The following is a 17611-nucleotide window of genomic DNA, read 5'->3' as shown; positions in this document are numbered from 1 at the left end:
CAGTTCAGGCCGAGAATCGGTCTAATTTATTGTCCGGGATTAGTTGACCACTACAGCTGGCAGTTTGGCAATGGTGGTGCGGTAGTCGCGTATTGCATCCCGCGTTAATCGGTTAATCGGCACATCGCCGATGATTTCCACCAGCAACCGTAAGACAGGCTCTTGTTGTATGGCGGTGCGCTCTGACCAGTCATTCTCCTTTTTGACATCAATGTATTTTCTGATCACCTCAGACAACAGCGGCGACGGCTTAGCGTCAGGCGTTGCGCCAGCAGCAGGGGCAGACGGTACTTGCTTGTCGGCCTCTTTCAGTGCGGAAGCGTCGGCACCGGACAACAGCTCAAGATGGGCTTCCATCAATTCGGCGTGCGCCTTGGCAAGCTCGCGCTTGAGCACCTGATAGTCAGCGCCAGCCAGACTCAGACCTTCACTCTTGAGAATGCTGTCAGCTACACGGGTATAACGCACGGTACGATTCAGGGCCGTGTGCTCATCAGCTTCGCCCTTGAGTTCACTCAGAGTGTCGTGTCGCATTGTCCATTCGTCTTCATCCATGGCTGGTAGCTCAGCATAGAAACGCTCAGCGTCGCGGATACTGTCATGCAGCCAGACCCGAGCCAGGGACTTGATGTGATCATGGGGGAGGGGTTGTGTGTTGTTCATTCGCTTGAGTACCTTCTTCAGCTTCAGGGCAATGGCCGACGCGCAGTAACGAGCGTGGTCCTTAGACGTGGTTTGAAGCGAGAAGCGCAGCTCTGACGTACCCATGTGCTGGCGCAGAGTAACGGGATAGGTGAAGCAGAACCAGTAGTGGCCGCCGCGTCTGTAGAAGTACTGAGGGGATAAAGAAAAGGCCATGAGCTTCGGTACAACCTTCTGTACGCGCTTGCCCATGGCCTTGATTTTCTTTGGTAAGTCCTTGTTTTAAGGGCTCCCAATCGCGATTGGTGGAGCTGGCGGGATTTGAACCCGCGTCCGAAAAACCTACGTCGTCGGTACTACATGCTTAGTCAGTCATTGAATTCGCCACCTGCTGCGGACAGACACGCCACAGAATGACTAGCCTAAATTAGTTTTAACGCTTCAACCGTTAGGCACGGCGTCCACGCGATTCTGTGAAGGATGACCTTCCAATTCCCTAAGTCACAGACAAGCTAGGGTAGAAGGGCTCTATCAGGTTATTAAGCTGCTAGTGCGTAGTTTTCGTCGTTTGCGACTATTTTTTTGCGATTTTTTAACGAGGCCTATCGCACCTCGGCATGCACCTAGGAGTTCGAGAATCTCGTCGAATCCAGAATCAGCCCCAAGTAAACTTATGATATGGCAATTATTGCCATATCACAAGTGTTAACGATTTTTATGCTTCATCATGCGATCTTTTTCTCGCTTCCAGTCGCGTTCCTTCACGTCCTGGCGTTTATCGTGGTGCTTTTTACCTTTCACCAGACCAATTTCGGCTTTTACCCAGGACTTGGACCAGTAAAGCGCCAGGGGCACAAGGGTATAACCTTCGCGGTCAAGCAGGCCGGACAGGCGATCAAGCTCGCGCCGCTTCATCAGCAGCTTGCGAGAACGATGTGGGTCGCACACCACATGAGTAGAGGCTACGTTGAGAGGCACTACGGTGGCCGCAAACAAAAAGGCTTCACCGTTTCTCATGAATACGTAAGCATCACCGATGTCTACCTTGCCGGCACGCATCGATTTTACTTCCCATCCTTGTAGTTCCAGGCCGACTTCGTATTTTTCTTCTACAAAGTATTCGTGTCTCGCCTTCTTGTTGAGGGCGATGGTGCTGGAACCGACTTTTTTCTTGGCTTTGTTTTTTGTCATAGTGACGCCATTATACGGGCCCGGCCGGAGGTTTGGAATTGCCGATACGGCAACCGCTTGTTTTTCGTACGATAGTGACGGTGAGCCCGGCCCGGATTAATGTTAAAATCAGGCCATTCTGCTGCCAGGAGAGGTTATGCCCAGTATTACCCGCAGTGCGTTGGTGATGTTCAGCGCACAACAGATGTATGAATTGGTAAACGACATAGACTCGTACCCACAGTTTTTGCCCGGATGCGTGGCCAGTCGTATTGTATCCGAGTCGGACACGTCCATCACGGCGGCATTGGATGTAGCCAAGGTAGGGATCCGCAAGACCTTTACCACGCGTAATGAACTAAAACCTCATCGGCATATCAGTGTAGAGCTGGTAGATGGCCCCTTCAAGACGCTCAACGGTGGCTGGACCTTCACGCCGCTGGATGTGGATGCCTGCAAGGTCGAGTTGAAGCTGCACTTCGAGTTTACCTCCCGCCTGGTGGAGATGGCTTTTGGCGGCGTGTTCAAGGAACTGGCCAATGCCATGGTCCATTCATTCAGTGAGCGGGCAAGAGAGGTATACGGCCGTGAATCTTATTCGGGTTGAAATCGTGTATGCGCTGCCACAGCAGCAGATGGTGCTGAGCATGAAAGTATCGGCGGGGGATAGTGTCAGGCAGGTAATAGAGCAATCCGGTATTCTGCAGCAATATCCCGAGATTAATCTGAATACCAATATGGTCGGTGTGTTCGGGCGGCAGGTTAAGCTGGATCAATCTTTGCTTGATGGCGACAGAATTGAAATTTATCGTCCACTGTTGGCCGATCCCAAGGAAATTAGGCGACGCCGCGCCGAGCAAGCCAAGGAAGAGGGGCGAGCGGACAAGGTTACCGGTGGTCGCCCGGATCCCAAGAGAGCCAAAAAGTAACAGGCCATGCGGTGTGAATTACATGGCCTGCGTATCTGTTACAGGCCCTGCTCAAAGGCAGCGGGAGCCTGGTAGTCTCCGGTGATCGAAACCAGTGCACCATTGGCAAAGTCCAGGATTAGTTGCTTCTGTTCCACTTCACCACGGCCCGGTTTCAGGTAATAAAGATACACCCAGCGGTCATGGTTGAAACCGTCCAGGCTCATGGGGTTACCCAGCAGAAAGCGGACCTGTTCCTGGCTCATGCCCTGACGCAGCTGGGCAACCTGCTTGGCTTCAATGTAGTTGCCCTGGGGAATATCGACCTTGTACACCAGGCCGCAACCGGCTAGAGGAAGAGTGAACAATAAGGGTAAAATCAAGGTTTTGAGTTGCATGGCTGCATTATATCCTGTGTGACTTGTTGGGCATGATAGCTGCTGACGATGGGCTTGTAAAAGCCGAGACCACCTCAAGATTCCGGCAATGGGGGTCTGACCCGTCAACAGCCCATAGGTTCAGTGTCGTCAGTGATGGTCATCTGGCTGCTGCTGTCCTATCATCTTCGTTTTTAACGCTTTCTTTCGGGAGTAAGCCAATGGCAAAGCATGTTTTTCACTTAGGGATAACCGATGAGGATCTGCAAGGCGCAACGCTTGCCATTATTCCGGGGGATCCGGAGCGGGTAGCGCGCATTGCCAGTCAGCTGGCGAATGCGCGCTACCTGGCCAGCAAGCGGGAGTTTACTTCCTGGCTGGGTGAGCTGAGCGGCAAGCCGGTAGTGGTCTGCTCGACCGGTATCGGTGGGTCTTCGACTTCCATTGCGGTGGAAGAACTGGCCCAGCTGGGGGTAACGACCTTCCTGCGTATCGGAACCACAGGCGCCATTCAGAGTCATATCAATGTCGGTGACATGATAGTAACCCAGGGCTCGGTCCGGCTTGATGGCGCCAGCAGTCACTTTGCCCCCATGGAGTTTCCGGCGGTCGCCGATTTTGACTGCACTTGTGCACTGGTCGATTCAGCTCGTGATCTGGGTATTGCACCTCATGTCGGGATCACGGCTTCGTCGGATACTTTCTACCCCGGTCAGGAGCGTTACGATACTCATTCGGCCCGCATGCTGCGCAAGTTTCAGGGTAGCATGAAAGAATGGCAGGGCATGGGGGTGCTGAACTACGAAATGGAGTCGGCTACTCTCTTTACCATGTGCTCCAGCCAGGGGCTGAAGGCAGGTTGTGTTGCCGGGGTTATCGTTAATCGTACCCAGCAGGAAATTCCCGACGGCGTCACCTTGGAGCAGGCCGAGCAGCAGGCGATTGATATTGTCATCGGGGCTGCTCGCAGATTGGTATGACGACAAGACAGCATTAAGTCGCAAGCGATAAATTGTCGGTAAAAATCTTTTCTGTAGGACCGAATATATTTGGCCCTACAGCCTCACGCCTCACCCACCAGCAGCTCCCGGGCATTGGCCAGGGTATTAGCGGTGATCTTGTTGCCACCCAGTAAGCGAGCCAGTTCCTGCAGCCGGCTGTGTTCATCCAGCTCCTGCATGCGGGTTTGGGTATCGTTGTTGGCGCTGTCTTTGCTGACAAAATAGTGTTGATGGCCATTGCCGGCCACCTGAGGCAGGTGGGTGATCACCAGTACCTGGGTGGAGTCTCCCAGCTGGCGCAGCAGCTTGCCGACCACCGCCGCGGTCGGACCGCTGACACCCACATCGACCTCATCGAAGATAAGGGTCGGGGTTTCGACCTTTTGCGCTGTGATCACCTGAATGGCCAGACTGATACGCGACAGTTCGCCACCCGAGGCCACCTTGGCCAGTGAGTTCATGGGTTGACCCGGGTTGGTGCTGACCAGAAATTCGACTCTGTCTATACCCAGTGGAGAGTAACCAGCACCGTTATCTGTGGTCACGGTAATTTCAAAGCGGCCGTGCTCCATGCTCAGTTGATGCAGGCTTTGGGTAATCTGCTGATTCAATGACTGGGCATAGCGCTGTCGACTCTGACTGAGCCGTTCGGCGGCCTGCAGAAACTGTTCCCGGGTCTGTTCGACTTCTTCATCCAGCTCCTGCAATCGGCTGTCGTTATGATCCATCTCCGCCAGCCGGGTTTTGATTTCCCGATGAAAGTCATGTAACGCAACCGGCTGTACGTGATGCTTGCGCGCCAGTTCCATCACCTTGCCGAGTCGGGCTTCCACCTCATGCAGCCGTTCCGGATCCAGCTCTAGCCGGTCCAGATAGCGGCTTAGCTCGCCGTGGCCTTCTTCCAGCTGGATCAGGCTGCTTTCTATCATTTCCTGCACCGGGCCGAGTCGCTTGTCCATCTGATTGAGTTCAATCAATACCTTCAGCCCCTGGCGTAACAGCTGCAGGGCGTTGGTTTCTTCACCGTCAGCCAGTACATTGAGGGCCAGCTGACAGTCGTTGAGCAGCTCGGCCCCGTTGGCCAGCCGCTTGTGCTCGGCTTCAAGCGTGGGGAATTCATCATCGGCCAGGGCCAGCTCGTCGAGCTCTGCCACCTGGTATTCCAGTAGCTGGCGCTGAGCCTGCCACTGGGTCTGCTCACTTTGCAGCTGCTTGCGTTCGTTGCTGAGTTGGCGCCATTGTTGATATTGCTTGCTGACCTGTTGCATCAGCTGATGATGGCCGGCATAGGCGTCGAGCAGGCCGCGCTGGTAATCGGATTTTTGCAATGCCTGGTGGGCATGCTGACCATGAATGTTGATAAGCAAGGCACCGAGGGCCTTGAGTTGAGACAGGGGGACCGGGGTGCCATTGATATAGCCACGAGACCGCCCCTCGCGGCTCAGGGTGCGGCGCAGAATGCATTCGCCTTGCTCATCCAGCTCTTGCTCGCTCAGCCAGGTTTTGACCCGGGGCAGCTTGTCGATACGAAAACGGGCGCTGATGTCGGCCTTGTCGGCACCGGGGCGCACCGAGTCTGCATCGGCCCGCTCGCCCAACGCCAGGGCAAGGGCATCGATGGCGATGGATTTACCGGCACCGGTTTCGCCGGTAATGCTGGTCATGCCCGGACGCAAGTCCAGCTCGAGAAAGGAAACAATGGCAAAATTGCTGATGGTGAGCTGAAGCAACATGGTGGAACCCCTGCACAAAATAATGCTGTATAGAGATACAGTATACTGTGGTTTTGTACAGTGCAAGTTGTTCGTGAAGAGTGAGGAATAAAACGCGAGGAGAAATTCATCCCTCACTTTTCACGTGATCAGAACAGTTTGCTGCCCCAGCCGAGTTTGCTGCGCAGCACTTCAAAGTAATTATGGCCACGGGGATGGAGCAGTTTCAGCTTGTAGGGACTCTTGTTGATATGGATTTCGTCACCGGGTTGCACCGCCAGCGAGACATGACCGTCGCAGCTGATCAGCATCTGCTCGGTCTTGTTGTTGGGGGCCAGCACCAGCTTAACCTGAGAGTCGGCATCGATGACGATGGGGCGGCAACTCAGGGTATGGGGAAACATGGGTACCAGGGTAATGGCGTTGAGATTGGGGGTCAGGATGGGGCCGCCGGCAGACAGCGAATAGGCGGTGGAACCGGTGGGGGTAGCTACTATCATGCCATCGGCGCGTTGGCTGTACATGAAGTGGCCGTTGATATAGACCTCGAATTCGATCATGTGGGCGATTTTTCCCGGGTGCAGTACCGCTTCGTTCATGGCGGTATTGCTGGCCTTGAGCTGTCCGTGGCGATGCACCTGGGTTTCCAGCAAAAAGCGCTGTTCTGCCTGGTAGTCGCCGGCCAGCAGGCGTTCGAGCGGCTGCTCGAAGCTGTCCGGAGACAAGTCGGTCAAAAAACCCAGGTTGCCCCGGTTCACGCCGACCACAGCCACATCGAAGCGGGCCAGCACCCGTGCGGCCCCCAGCATGTTGCCGTCGCCGCCCACCACTATGGCCAGATCGGCCCGTTCACCCAATTCGACCATTTCCAGCAGCTCGGCCTGGTCCAGACGTAGTTGTTCGCCCACCCGGCGCTCTATCACCACCCTTAGACCCAGGCCGACAATATGATTATACAGCGCCACCAGTGTCTGGTTGGCGCCTTCGTGATCGGGCTTGCCGATCAGGGCGATGGTATTGAATTCGGTTTCCATTGATATATTGACCTGACTGAGTAGGCAATGTGGTCATTTATTCCCTGACCGATTAATGGCCCATTCTAAATAACCCGGTGACGGTGTGCCACCGGCGTTACCGCTATCGTCAAAATATTCTCTTGAATTCTGATCCTGAGCCCCCATATAGGCACCAAGCTGGTAAACATATACGGGAGACAACATGAGCAAAAAACAACATCAGGTTGACGCGGAGCAAGCCGCCGAGCAGGAACCGCTGACGGTAGAGAGCGAAGAAAGCGCAGGCACAGAGCCGACCCAACCGGATGCAGCTTATGTCGCCGGGCTGGAGCAACAGCTGGCCGATGCCACTGCCAGTGCCCAGGCCGAGAAAGACAATGCCTTGCGTGCCCAGGCCGAGATGGAAAATCTGCGCCGCCGTGCGGCACAGGACGTAGAAAAGGCACAGAAGTTCGCACTGGAAAAATTTGCCGGCGAACTGCTGCCGGTAATCGACAGCCTGGAACGTGCACTGGAGCACACCGATAAAGAAAGTGATGCATTTCAAGCGGTCTATGAAGGTGTGGAGCTGACCCTGAAGTCCTTGCTGAACACGGTGGAAAAGTTTGGTGTCCAGACTATCGACCCCCAGGGGGAAGCCTTCGATCCGAACAAGCATCAAGCCATGAGCCTGGTGGAAAATGCCGAGGTGGCCCCCAACTCGGTGCTGGCGGTCATGATGAAAGGCTATGAGCTGAACGGCCGGGTACTGCGCCCCGCCATGGTCATGGTGGCCAAAGGGCCAGCCATAGACACTCAGGCTTAATTCAGCCGAAATATCGGCTTTTGCCTAAAAAAATGTGATGTGTGTCTTGAAAGCCGTTGGTGGCAACCACATATAGGCTCTAAAGCAAAACACGAAACGCTTACGATTGAATTCAAGATATTGAGAGAGGATTTTATGGGTAGAATCATCGGCATTGATCTGGGTACCACCAACTCTTGTGTTGCTATCCTGGACGGGGATACCCCGCGGGTTATAGAAAACGCCGAGGGTACTCGTACTACTCCCTCCATCATCGCCTATACCGATGACGGTGAGACCCTGGTTGGCCAGCCCGCCAAGCGTCAGGCGGTGACCAACCCGCATAACACCCTGTTTGCCATCAAGCGTCTGATCGGCCGTCGCTTTGAAGATGAAGAAGTACAGCGTGACATCAAGATCATGCCGTTCAAAATTATCAATTCCGACAACGGTGATGCCTGGGTTCAAGCCAAAGACAAGAAAATGGCTCCGCCGCAGATTTCAGCCGAAGTGCTGAAGAAGATGAAGAAAACCGCCGAAGACTATCTGGGTGAAGCGGTGACCGAAGCGGTAATTACCGTACCGGCCTACTTCAACGATGCTCAGCGTCAGGCAACCAAAGACGCGGGCCGTATTGCCGGTCTGGACGTGAAGCGTATCATCAACGAGCCAACCGCAGCCGCCTTCGCCTACGGCGTGAACAAGGCGCAGGGTGACCGCAAGGTGGCGGTATACGACCTGGGTGGTGGTACCTTCGATATCTCCATCATCGAAATCGATGATATGGATGGCGAAAAAACCTTCGAAGTACTGGCGACCAACGGTGACACCCACCTGGGCGGCGAAGACTTCGATAACCGTCTGATTACCTATCTGGTCGAAGAGTTCAAGCGCGAGCAGAACTTCGATCTGCGTAACGACATGCTGGCGCTGCAGCGCCTGAAAGAAGCGGCCGAAAAAGCCAAGTGCGAGCTGTCTTCCGCCCAGCAGACCGAGGTAAATCTGCCTTATATCACCGCCGATGCGACTGGTCCCAAGCACCTGAACATCAAGCTGACTCGTGCCAAGCTGGAATCGCTGGTAGAAGACATGGTCAAGAAGTCACTGGAGCCGGTACGCATCGCGCTGAAAGACTCTGGCCTGTCCGTGTCTGACATCGATGATGTCATTCTGGTGGGTGGTCAGACTCGCATGCCTCTGGTGCAGAAGGCCGTCAGCGAGTTCTTCGGTCAGGAGCCGCGTAAAGATGTGAACCCGGATGAAGCCGTGGCCGTGGGTGCCGCCATCCAGGGTGCCGTGCTGTCCGGTGACAAGAAAGACGTACTGCTGCTGGACGTGACCCCGTTGTCGCTGGGTATCGAAACCATGGGCGGCGTGATGACGGCGTTGATCGAAAAGAACACCACCATCCCGACCAAGAAGTCTCAGGTGTTCTCCACCGCCGACGACAATCAGTCTGCCGTGACCATTCACGTTCTGCAGGGTGAGCGCAAGCGCTCCGGCGACAACAAGTCGCTGGGCCAGTTCAACCTGGAAGGTATTCGTCCGGCACCGCGTGGCCTGCCACAGATCGAAGTGACCTTCGATATCGATGCCGATGGCATCCTGCACGTGTCCGCCAAAGACAAGGACACCGGCAAAGAGCAGAAGATCACCATTCAGGCCTCTTCCGGTCTGAGTGAGGAAGAGATCGACGCCATGGTTCGTGCTGCCGAAGCCAACGCTGCCGAAGACAAGAAGTTCGAAGAGCTGGTGCAGGCGCGTAACCAGGCCGATGGTCTGGTGCATGCTACTCGCAAACAGCTGGAAGAAGCCGGTGATGCTCTGGCCGCTGATGACAAGTGCGCCATTGAGTCTGCCCTGAGCGAGCTGGAAACTGCCGTTCGTGGTGAAGACAAGGGCGAGATCGAAGCCAAGCAGCAGGCACTGATGGAAGCGTCTCAGAAGCTGATGGAAGTGGCCCAGGCCAAGGCTCAGGCCGATGCGTCCGACGCGGGTGAGCAGCCGCAGGGTGCTTCTGCTTCCGGCAAGGCCGATGACGATGTGGTCGATGCCGAATTCGAAGAAGTCAAAGACGACAAAAAATAAGTCAAACCCAGCGTATTAACGCTGCCAGTGGCGGGCGTTGGGATTCCAACGCCCGCCTTTGTGTGAACAGGACTCAGGTAAGCAATCAGCCTATGTCGAAACGAGATTATTATGAAGTGCTCGGGGTTTCCAAGGGAGCCGAAGAGCGCGAGATAAAAAAAGCCTACAAACGGATGGCGATGAAATATCATCCCGACCGTAACAAGACCGATGCCGACGCCGGTGACAAGTTCAAGGAAGCCACCGAGGCTTACGAAGTGCTGACCGACGCCCAGAAGCGGGCCGCCTATGATCAGTTTGGTCACGATGGTGTTAACGGCCAGCAAGGCGGTCACGGTTTTGGTGGTGGCGGTGCCGACTTTGGTGATATTTTTGGCGATGTGTTCGGTGATATCTTCGGTGGCGGTCAGCGTCGTCAGCAGCGAGCGGCCCGCGGTTCAGACTTGCGCTACAATATGGAGCTGACCCTGGAAGAAGCCGTGCGGGGTGTGACCAAAGAGATCAAGGTACCGACTCTGGCAGGCTGTGACGTCTGTGATGGCAGCGGTGCCAAAGCCGGCACCCAGGCCAAGACCTGTCCGACCTGCCACGGTCATGGACAGGTGCAGATGCGCCAGGGTTTCTTTACCGTGCAGCAACCGTGTCCCCAGTGCCGGGGCAAGGGCAAGATCATCAGCGATCCGTGCCACAAGTGTCATGGTGAAGGCCGTTATCAGAAAACCAAGACGTTGTCGGTCAAGATCCCGGCGGGCGTCGACACCGGTGACCGGATTCGCTTGTCTGGTGAAGGCGAGGCCGGTGAAGCCGGTGCGCCGGCCGGCGATCTGTACGTGCAGATGCACGTGCGCGACCATGAAATCTTTGTGCGTGACGGCAATAATCTCTTTTGCGAGGTGCCGATAGGCTTTACTGCCGCCGCTCTGGGCGGAGAGGTGGAGGTACCGACGCTGGATGGTCGGGTCAAGCTCAAGATCCCGGCAGAAACCCAGACTGGCCGTCTGTTCCGTCTGAAGGGCAAGGGCGTGCGTTCGGCTCGCAGTGGTCAGATGGGCGACCTGGTGTGCAAGGTGTATATCGAGACACCGGTTAGCCTGACCGACGAGCAAAAAGAGTTGTTACGCCAACTGGAAGAGTCTTGTGGTGGCCTGGCGGCCAAGAAACACAGACCCAAGACAGAAGGCTTTTTCGAAGGAGTGAAACGCTTCTTCGATGATTTGACCCGCTAAGCCGACTGTATTAGTCTGGCTGTCCTAAACGACAGCCTGGCGGCTGAAACGGAATTATTTATGATACGAGCCCTGTGCCGGTTTCCGGCAGGGCTCTTGTTGTTTTATTGTCTGAAAGGAACCGGGTTTCCACTATGAAGCAAACACCGATGACCATCCGCGGTGCACAGAAACTGCGTGAAGAACTGGATCAGCTGAAGTCTGTGCAGCGCCCGCAAATAATCGCAGCCATTGCCGATGCCCGTGAACACGGGGATCTGAAGGAAAATGCCGAGTATCATGCCGCGCGTGAACAACAGGGATTCTGCGAGGGGCGTATCCAGGAGATTGAGGCCAAGCTGTCCAATGCCCAGATCATCGATATCACCAAGTTGCCGAACACCGGCAAGGTGATTTTCGGCGCCACCGTTGACCTGTTCAAGGTAGATGACGAGAAAGAAATCACCTATCGCATCGTGGGTGATGACGAGTCGGACATCAAGGCCAACATGATTTCGGTCAATTCTCCCATTGCCCGCGCGCTGATAGGCAAGGAAGTGGACGATGTGGCTGTGGTCAAAACGCCGGCAGGAGAAGTCGAGTACGAAGTGATCAAGGTCCAGTACCTGTAAGGCGCTGTGCAGTGATAACGACTTCCGGCCACCGCGGTCGAAGCAAAGGCAGGAGCTATGTCTCCTGCCTTTTGCACATCTGTTCCAGAAAACCTCTGAAGACAAAGTCCGACAAGGTCCGGCAATCGGCCGTGGACAGTTCAAACTGTACCGCGGTCAGCCAGAATTGCGGGCCTTTGTGCTGCCGTACCAGCCTGAGAGTCAGTGTCAGTTCCTGATCTTGTCTCAGTTTCAACAATACCTTCTTGTGCTGACGCTGGCCGAACAGCGAACGACGCGACACCAGTTTCATGCCATTGGTCGATAAATCCTTTATTTCCGCCGCCAGCGGCCGTCCTCCGGGGTGGCTGAGCTGCAGGCATTGGGGATTGGGCAAACGCCAGGCACGAGGATGACCGCCGTTGGTGATGATGCTGGGTGAGCTGAGTTCGGCTTGTTCCTGACTGGCAACCGGGTGCTTGAGTGCCACCGGAAAACTCAGCTTTATCTCCCCAAGCTCCAGTTTCAGCTCTAGCGCTGAGGCTTGATCCAGCAAGGGGACAATATTAGCATCCATGATCAGGGGCAGGCTGAGCTGTACGTCGGGTCCATCCTGACGACAGATCTCGTGCAGCAGCATTAGTTCTTCGTCGGTCAGGTAGCGGTGGTTGGGCATGACAATCACTCATAGGGAGCATATGCTGAATCATAGCGCGATTGACGATAGAACAAGAAAAACAGAGGGAAATATCGGGACGGAAAGCAGGAAAGCAAAAGGGCGGGGCTGAATGCCCAGCCCCTACAGACGGCTCAGGCTCTGGGCAGGCTGATTTTTTTCTCTTCGCTGGCACGATACAGCGTCAGGATGTGGCCGATGCTCTGTACTTTTACCGCGGCGGTTTCACGGACGATGGCATCCATGATCAGCGTTTTGACTTCCCTGTCTTCGGCGGCAACCTTGACCTTGATCAGTTCGTGGAAATTCAGGGCCAAATCGATCTCGGCCAGTACGCCTTCAGTCAGGCCATGCTGGCCAAGCAATACCACCGGCTTCAGGCTGTGGGCCATGCCTTTGAGGTATTGTCTTTGCTTATTAGTCAGGGTCATTGCAAAATGCTTCAGTTAATAGGTTGAAAGGGGGTTATTGTACCCCCATCTAAGCTTCAATGGTAATAGCAGAGCGATAATTTAATGACCAAGAAAAAACGCTCGGCCAGCTCGACGCGCTGGCTCAAAGAGCATTTTGACGACAAGTATGTACAACAGGCGCAAAAAAAAGGCCTGCGCTCGCGTGCCGTATTTAAACTGGAAGAATTGCAAGGGCGCGATCGTCTGCTCAAACATGGCATGACGGTGGTGGATCTGGGCGCGGCTCCAGGAGGCTGGAGCCAGTACTCGGTTGAACAGGTGGGCTTGAAGGGCAAGGTGATTGCCTGTGACTTGCTGGCCATGGATCCCATTGCCGGGGTCGATTTCCTGCAAGGCGACTTTCGAGATGAGGAAGTACTGAATGCCCTGCTGGAACGGGTAGGGGAAGACAAGGTCGATGTATTGTTGTCGGACATGGCGCCCAACATGAGTGGTACGCCCGAAGTCGATCAGCCCAGATCCATGTATCTGGTGGAGCTTGCCCTGGATATGTGCCGTCAGGTGCTGGCACCCAAAGGCAGTTTTGTTGTAAAAGTGTTTCAGGGGACCGGTTTCGATGAATTTCTGCTGGAAGTTCGCCGGTCTTTCAGTTCGGTAAGGGTAAGAAAACCCGATTCGTCGCGGCCCCGCTCGCGAGAAGTCTACATTGTGGCTACAGGTTTTAAACTGTAGTACTCTGTCCAAGTCATAAACTGTCAGCCGGTGAGGTTAGTAATTTGAGCGACATGGCGAAAAATTTGATCCTGTGGTTGGTCATAGCCGTGGTGTTAATGTCGGTATTCCAGAGCTTTAGCCCGAGCGAGCCGAGTGGACGCCAGACGGACTATACCACTTTTGTACAGGAAGTAGCCCAAGGGCAAATTCGTGAAGTGCGCATGGATGGTAAGACCATCAATGGCGTAAAGCGCAGTGGTGATCGTTTCACGACTATTCTGCCTGCGCAGGATCCTCAGCTGCTGAATGATCTGCTGAACAACAATGTGCGGGTCGTGGGTGAAAAGCCGGAAGAACCAAGCCTGCTGACGTCCATCTTCATCTCCTGGTTCCCCATGTTGCTGTTGATCGGTGTCTGGGTGTTCTTCATGCGTCAGATGCAGGGCGGCGGCGGTGGCAAGGGTGCCATGAGCTTCGGCAAGAGCAAGGCCCGTCTGATGAGCGAAGATCAGATCAAAACGACCTTCGCCGATGTGGCCGGTTGTGATGAAGCCAAGGAAGACGTGAAAGAACTGGTGGATTACCTGCGTGATCCCAGCCGTTTCCAGAAGCTGGGCGGGCGTATTCCTACCGGTATTCTGCTGGTGGGCCCACCCGGTACCGGTAAAACCTTGCTGGCCAAGGCCATTGCCGGTGAAGCCAAGGTGCCTTTCTTTACCATTTCCGGTTCCGATTTCGTGGAAATGTTTGTCGGTGTGGGTGCATCACGGGTTCGTGACATGTTCGAGCAGGCGAAGAAGTCTGCGCCCTGTATCATCTTTATCGATGAAATCGATGCCGTCGGTCGCCAGCGTGGTGCCGGTCTGGGTGGCGGTCACGACGAACGCGAACAGACCCTGAACCAGATGCTGGTAGAGATGGACGGCTTCGAAGGTAACGAAGGCGTTATCGTCATCGCCGCCACCAACAGACCCGACGTACTGGATCCGGCCTTGCTGCGTCCCGGCCGCTTCGATCGCCAGGTGGTGGTGGGACTGCCCGATGTGCGTGGTCGTGAACAGATCCTCAAGGTGCACATGCGCCGAGTTCCTCTGGGTGACGATGTTAATGCCAGCGTCATTGCCCGTGGTACGCCCGGTTTCAGTGGTGCCGATCTGGCCAACCTGGTGAACGAGGCCGCCTTGTTTGCGGCTCGTTCGGCTCGTCGACTGGTGTCGATGGAGGAATTTGAAAAGGCGAAGGACAAGATCATGATGGGCGCCGAGCGCCGCTCCATGGTGATGTCCGAGTCCGAGAAGGCGATGACGGCCTATCATGAAGCGGGTCATGCCATCGTCGGTCGCATGGTGCCCGAGCACGATCCTGTGTACAAGGTGTCCATTATTCCTCGTGGCCGCGCCCTGGGTGTGACCATGTATCTGCCCGAGCAGGACCGCTTCAGTTATAGCAAGCAGCATCTGGAGTCCATGATCTCCAGCCTCTACGGCGGTCGTCTGGCGGAAGAAATCATCTACGGTTTCGACAAGGTGACGACCGGTGCTTCCAACGACATCGAGCGGGCAACCGAAATTGCCCACAAGATGGTGACTCAGTGGGGCCTGTCGGAAAAACTGGGTCCCTTGCTGTATGCGGATGAAGAAGGCGAAGTCTTCCTCGGCCGCACTGCGGCCAAGGTCAAGCACATGTCCGATGAAACCGCCAATGCCATCGATGCCGAGGTGAAAGACGTCATTCATCGTAATTTCGAGCGTGCCAAGCAGATACTGATGGATAACATCGATATCCTGCACGCCATGAAAGACGCGCTGATGAAGTACGAAACCATCGATGCCAAGCAAATCGATGATTTGATGGCACGTCGTGATGTGCGGCCACCGGCAGACTGGACAGAAGAGTCTGACGACAAGCCACAGGGGCCGGCGGCCAGCACCGGTGACAAGGACGCGGAGCAGGCTGACGAAGCCAAGTCCGGCACCGCGGATTTGAATAAGCCCGGTGATGCCACCAGCAACTGATAATTTATGATAAATTAAGCCCCGGACATCAGTGTCCGGGGCTTTTTATTTTGTGGGAACCTGTCGTTATGCTGTTATCAAGCGCATCCAGAAGCCTGGATTTATGCTCACCCCGAATCATGGGGATCCTCAACCTGACGCCCGACTCTTTTTCGGACGGTGGCCACTTTGTGGGCAGAGACGCCGCCTTGCGCCATGCCTTGCAGATGGTCAAAGACGGCGCCACCCTGATTGACGTGGGCGGAGAGTCGACACGCCCCGGCGCCGATGCGGTGACCGAGCAGCAGGAACTGGATCGGGTTATTCCGGTGCTTGAGCTGTTGCGCCAGGAGCTGGATTGCTGGATTTCCGTCGATACCAGCAAGGCGGGGGTGATGCGGGAGTCGGTCAAGGCCGGTGCGGATTTGATCAATGACATCCGTGCCCTGCGCGAGCCGGGGGCCTTGCAGGTGGCAGCCGACAGTGGCGCCGCCGTATGCCTGATGCATATGCAGGGTCAGCCCAGAACCATGCAGCAGGCACCGGATTATCAGGATGTGACCCTCGAGGTGGCGGACTTTCTGCGGCAACGGCTGTCAGCCTGTGATGAAGCGGGTATCCCCCGCGAGCGCATCTGCCTGGATCCCGGTTATGGATTCGGCAAGCGGCTCGAACACAACTACGAATTATTGGGCAAGGTAGGCGACCTGCATGCCTTGGAGCTGCCGTTGCTGGTCGGTATGTCACGCAAGTCGATGCTGGGACAATTGCTGGACCGTGACGTCGAGCAACGCCTTGCCGGTGGCCTGGCGGCGCATTTGTTTGCGTTGAGTCAGGGCGCGCAAATATTACGAGTGCATGATGTAAAAGAAATGGCCGATGCCATGCAAGTATGGCAGCAGGCCGCACAATATCAGGGATAATACAATGAGCAGAAAATATTTTGGTACCGACGGCATTCGCGGGCGGGTAGGGGATTACCCCATCACGCCGGAATTCGTGATGAAGCTGGGCTGGGCCGCCGGAAAGGTGCTGTCTCGTACTGGCACCAAGAAGGTGCTGATCGGCAAAGATACGCGCATCTCCGGTTACATGCTGGAGTCGGCGTTGGAGGCGGGCCTGTCTGCGGCGGGCATACAGGCGGCGCTGCTCGGCCCCATGCCGACCCCGGCCATTGCCTACCTGACCCGTACCTTCCGGGCCGAGGCCGGTATCGTGATCAGTGCTTCCCACAATCCCTATTACGATAACGGCATCAAGTTCTTTTCCCATGACGGCACCAAGCTGCCGGACGACGTCGAGCTGGCGATCGAGGCCATGCTCGATCAGCCGATGGATTGTGTGGCCTCCGAGCTGCTGGGCAAGGCCAGTCGCATCAACGACGCGGCCGGGCGTTACATCGAGTTCTGCAAGAGTACCTTTCCTTCCGAGATGCATCTGGATGGCCTGACCATAGTGCTCGATTGTGCTCACGGCGCCACTTATCACATAGCCCCGGCGGTATTTGAAGAGCTGGGTGCCAAGGTGATCCGTACCGGCGTGCAGCCGAATGGCGTCAACATTAATGACAAGGTTGGCTCGACCGCGCCGGCGGCACTGGTGGCTGCCGTGCAGGAGTACGACGCCGATCTGGGTATCGCCTTCGACGGTGATGGTGATCGACTGGCGATGGTGGATCATACCGGTGCCTTGCTGGACGGCGATCAATTGCTGTATATCATGGCGCGGGACGCTCGTCGCCGGGGTACCCTTAGCGGCGGTGTGGTCGGTACCCTGATGACCAACATGGCGCTGGAGCTGGCGCTGGCACAGCAGGATATTGCCTTTGTGCGGGCCAAGGTGGGTGACCGTTATGTGATGGAGCTGCTCAAGCAACACGGCTGGAAGCTGGGGGGGGAAAACTCGGGCCATATCATCAGCCTGGATCACAACAGTACCGGTGACGGCATAGTGGCATCATTGCAGGTGTTGCGTGCCATGGTTGATGAAGGGCGCAGCCTGCATGAATTGAGTAGAGAGCTGGTGCTCTATCCTCAGGTGCTGGTTAATGTGCGCTTTCAAGCTGGCACCGATCCGCTGTCCGACAGCGAAGTGCAATGCCGGGTGGCCGTTGCGGAAGCTGAACTCGCCGGCGCAGGCCGGGTCTTGCTGCGCAAATCCGGCACCGAGCCTCTTATCCGGGTCATGGTGGAAGGCGCCGATTTTGAACAGGTACAGCGTCTGGCTCGGCATATTGCCGATGCGGTTGCCTGAGAGGCGGTATTTGTTGGCTCGACTTTAGTCGGGCAAATATCCCAGCC

At 55.7% G+C, this 17611-nt stretch carries 18 protein-coding genes and 1 other RNA gene; 11 read left to right on the top strand and 8 right to left on the bottom strand.

The features are described from left to right. Positions 1–39: 39 nt before the first annotated feature. The 3 genes from ACLEIV_RS15840 to smpB form a co-directional block, all read right to left on the bottom strand. Positions 40–894, bottom strand: a complete 855-nt coding sequence (locus tag ACLEIV_RS15840; RefSeq protein WP_410457595.1) for a DUF6538 domain-containing protein — start codon at positions 892–894, stop codon at positions 40–42. Between the two features lie 51 nt (positions 895–945). Beyond that, positions 946–1305: a transfer-messenger RNA gene (gene ssrA / locus ACLEIV_RS15835) on the bottom strand. 42 nt (positions 1306–1347) lie between these two features. After that, positions 1348–1833 carry an SsrA-binding protein SmpB gene (gene smpB, locus ACLEIV_RS15830; RefSeq protein WP_104484845.1) on the bottom strand — a complete coding sequence of 162 codons (486 nt, stop codon included), beginning with the start codon at positions 1831–1833 and terminating at the stop codon, positions 1348–1350. A gap of 136 nt (positions 1834–1969) precedes the next feature. Between smpB and ACLEIV_RS15825 the strand changes: the two genes are divergently transcribed. Both ACLEIV_RS15825 and ACLEIV_RS15820 read left to right on the top strand, forming a co-directional pair. After that, a complete protein-coding gene (locus ACLEIV_RS15825; RefSeq protein ID WP_410457594.1) occupies positions 1970–2419 on the top strand; it encodes an SRPBCC family protein in 450 nt (149 codons plus the stop codon). Between the two features lie 28 nt (positions 2420–2447). Then, positions 2448–2741: an RnfH family protein gene (locus ACLEIV_RS15820; protein ID WP_410457597.1), complete on the top strand. Its 294-nt coding sequence runs from the start codon at positions 2448–2450 to the stop codon at positions 2739–2741. Positions 2742–2779: 38 nt separating this feature from the next. On the opposite strand, the gene ACLEIV_RS15815 is transcribed toward ACLEIV_RS15820, so the two are convergent. Continuing rightward, positions 2780–3118, bottom strand: coding sequence for an outer membrane protein assembly factor BamE (locus ACLEIV_RS15815; protein ID WP_410457593.1), 339 nt, complete (start codon positions 3116–3118; stop codon positions 2780–2782). Between the two features lie 200 nt (positions 3119–3318). Between ACLEIV_RS15815 and udp the strand changes: the two genes are divergently transcribed. Continuing rightward, the gene (gene udp, locus ACLEIV_RS15810) at positions 3319–4077 is read left to right on the top strand and encodes a uridine phosphorylase (RefSeq protein ID WP_410457592.1); all 759 of its coding nucleotides are present in this window, start codon (positions 3319–3321) and stop codon (positions 4075–4077) included. Positions 4078–4160: 83 nt separating this feature from the next. Here udp and recN read toward each other — a convergent pair whose 3' ends face one another. Together recN and nadK are read right to left on the bottom strand one after the other, a co-directional pair. Continuing rightward, entirely contained in the window at positions 4161–5831 is a 1671-nt protein-coding gene (recN, locus tag ACLEIV_RS15805) for a DNA repair protein RecN (protein ID WP_410457591.1), read from the bottom strand. Between the two features lie 128 nt (positions 5832–5959). Next, positions 5960–6844: an NAD(+) kinase gene (nadK, locus tag ACLEIV_RS15800; RefSeq protein WP_410457590.1), complete on the bottom strand. Its 885-nt coding sequence runs from the start codon at positions 6842–6844 to the stop codon at positions 5960–5962. Between the two features lie 184 nt (positions 6845–7028). Here nadK and grpE point away from each other — a divergent pair, with 184 nt between their 5' ends. The 4 genes from grpE (at position 7029) to greA (ending at position 11535) form a co-directional block, all read left to right on the top strand. Further along, a complete protein-coding gene (grpE, locus tag ACLEIV_RS15795) occupies positions 7029–7631 on the top strand; it encodes a nucleotide exchange factor GrpE (RefSeq protein WP_410457589.1) in 603 nt (200 codons plus the stop codon). 135 nt (positions 7632–7766) lie between these two features. Continuing rightward, entirely contained in the window at positions 7767–9698 is a 1932-nt protein-coding gene (gene dnaK, locus ACLEIV_RS15790) for a molecular chaperone DnaK (RefSeq protein ID WP_410457588.1), read from the top strand. Between the two features lie 92 nt (positions 9699–9790). Beyond that, positions 9791–10924, top strand: a complete 1134-nt coding sequence (gene dnaJ, locus ACLEIV_RS15785) for a molecular chaperone DnaJ (protein ID WP_410457587.1) — start codon at positions 9791–9793, stop codon at positions 10922–10924. A 134-nt stretch (positions 10925–11058) separates the two neighbouring features. Beyond that, complete coding sequence (gene greA / locus ACLEIV_RS15780) at positions 11059–11535, top strand: transcription elongation factor GreA (protein ID WP_410457586.1); 477 nt, start codon at positions 11059–11061, stop codon at positions 11533–11535. 55 nt (positions 11536–11590) lie between these two features. On the opposite strand, the gene ACLEIV_RS15775 is transcribed toward greA, so the two are convergent. Then, a complete protein-coding gene (locus tag ACLEIV_RS15775) occupies positions 11591–12190 on the bottom strand; it encodes a PilZ domain-containing protein (RefSeq protein ID WP_410457585.1) in 600 nt (199 codons plus the stop codon). Between the two features lie 134 nt (positions 12191–12324). After that, positions 12325–12621 carry a ribosome assembly RNA-binding protein YhbY gene (yhbY, locus tag ACLEIV_RS15770; protein WP_104484855.1) on the bottom strand — a complete coding sequence of 99 codons (297 nt, stop codon included), beginning with the start codon at positions 12619–12621 and terminating at the stop codon, positions 12325–12327. 84 nt (positions 12622–12705) lie between these two features. On the opposite strand from yhbY, the gene rlmE reads away from it, so the two are divergent. From rlmE to glmM, 4 genes are all read left to right on the top strand, one after another. Continuing rightward, positions 12706–13335: a 23S rRNA (uridine(2552)-2'-O)-methyltransferase RlmE gene (gene rlmE / locus ACLEIV_RS15765; RefSeq protein ID WP_410457584.1), complete on the top strand. Its 630-nt coding sequence runs from the start codon at positions 12706–12708 to the stop codon at positions 13333–13335. A 44-nt stretch (positions 13336–13379) separates the two neighbouring features. Then, complete coding sequence (ftsH, locus tag ACLEIV_RS15760) at positions 13380–15332, top strand: ATP-dependent zinc metalloprotease FtsH (RefSeq protein ID WP_410457583.1); 1953 nt, start codon at positions 13380–13382, stop codon at positions 15330–15332. A 68-nt stretch (positions 15333–15400) separates the two neighbouring features. After that, entirely contained in the window at positions 15401–16234 is an 834-nt protein-coding gene (gene folP, locus ACLEIV_RS15755) for a dihydropteroate synthase (RefSeq protein ID WP_410457582.1), read from the top strand. A gap of 4 nt (positions 16235–16238) precedes the next feature. Continuing rightward, positions 16239–17564, top strand: coding sequence for a phosphoglucosamine mutase (glmM, locus tag ACLEIV_RS15750; protein ID WP_410457581.1), 1326 nt, complete (start codon positions 16239–16241; stop codon positions 17562–17564). Positions 17565–17611 lie beyond the last annotated feature (47 nt).

Source organism: Oceanisphaera submarina, assembly GCF_046521305.1.
Classification (GTDB): domain Bacteria; phylum Pseudomonadota; class Gammaproteobacteria; order Enterobacterales; family Aeromonadaceae; genus Oceanimonas; species Oceanimonas submarina.
This window is presented reverse-complemented; position numbering and strand designations above follow the sequence as displayed.

Coding starts and splice junctions, on each gene's coding strand:
- ACLEIV_RS15840 (WP_410457595.1), bottom strand. CDS start 894: ATGGGCAAGCGCGTACAGAAGGTTGTACCGAAGCTCATGGCCTTTTCT.
- smpB (WP_104484845.1), bottom strand. CDS start 1,833: ATGACAAAAAACAAAGCCAAGAAAAAAGTCGGTTCCAGCACCATCGCC.
- ACLEIV_RS15825 (WP_410457594.1), top strand. CDS start 1,970: ATGCCCAGTATTACCCGCAGTGCGTTGGTGATGTTCAGCGCACAACAG.
- ACLEIV_RS15820 (WP_410457597.1), top strand. CDS start 2,448: ATGGTGCTGAGCATGAAAGTATCGGCGGGGGATAGTGTCAGGCAGGTA.
- ACLEIV_RS15815 (WP_410457593.1), bottom strand. CDS start 3,118: ATGCAACTCAAAACCTTGATTTTACCCTTATTGTTCACTCTTCCTCTA.
- udp (WP_410457592.1), top strand. CDS start 3,319: ATGGCAAAGCATGTTTTTCACTTAGGGATAACCGATGAGGATCTGCAA.
- recN (WP_410457591.1), bottom strand. CDS start 5,831: ATGTTGCTTCAGCTCACCATCAGCAATTTTGCCATTGTTTCCTTTCTC.
- nadK (WP_410457590.1), bottom strand. CDS start 6,844: ATGGAAACCGAATTCAATACCATCGCCCTGATCGGCAAGCCCGATCAC.
- grpE (WP_410457589.1), top strand. CDS start 7,029: ATGAGCAAAAAACAACATCAGGTTGACGCGGAGCAAGCCGCCGAGCAG.
- dnaK (WP_410457588.1), top strand. CDS start 7,767: ATGGGTAGAATCATCGGCATTGATCTGGGTACCACCAACTCTTGTGTT.
- dnaJ (WP_410457587.1), top strand. CDS start 9,791: ATGTCGAAACGAGATTATTATGAAGTGCTCGGGGTTTCCAAGGGAGCC.
- greA (WP_410457586.1), top strand. CDS start 11,059: ATGAAGCAAACACCGATGACCATCCGCGGTGCACAGAAACTGCGTGAA.
- ACLEIV_RS15775 (WP_410457585.1), bottom strand. CDS start 12,190: ATGCCCAACCACCGCTACCTGACCGACGAAGAACTAATGCTGCTGCAC.
- yhbY (WP_104484855.1), bottom strand. CDS start 12,621: ATGACCCTGACTAATAAGCAAAGACAATACCTCAAAGGCATGGCCCAC.
- rlmE (WP_410457584.1), top strand. CDS start 12,706: ATGACCAAGAAAAAACGCTCGGCCAGCTCGACGCGCTGGCTCAAAGAG.
- folP (WP_410457582.1), top strand. CDS start 15,401: ATGCTGTTATCAAGCGCATCCAGAAGCCTGGATTTATGCTCACCCCGA.
- glmM (WP_410457581.1), top strand. CDS start 16,239: ATGAGCAGAAAATATTTTGGTACCGACGGCATTCGCGGGCGGGTAGGG.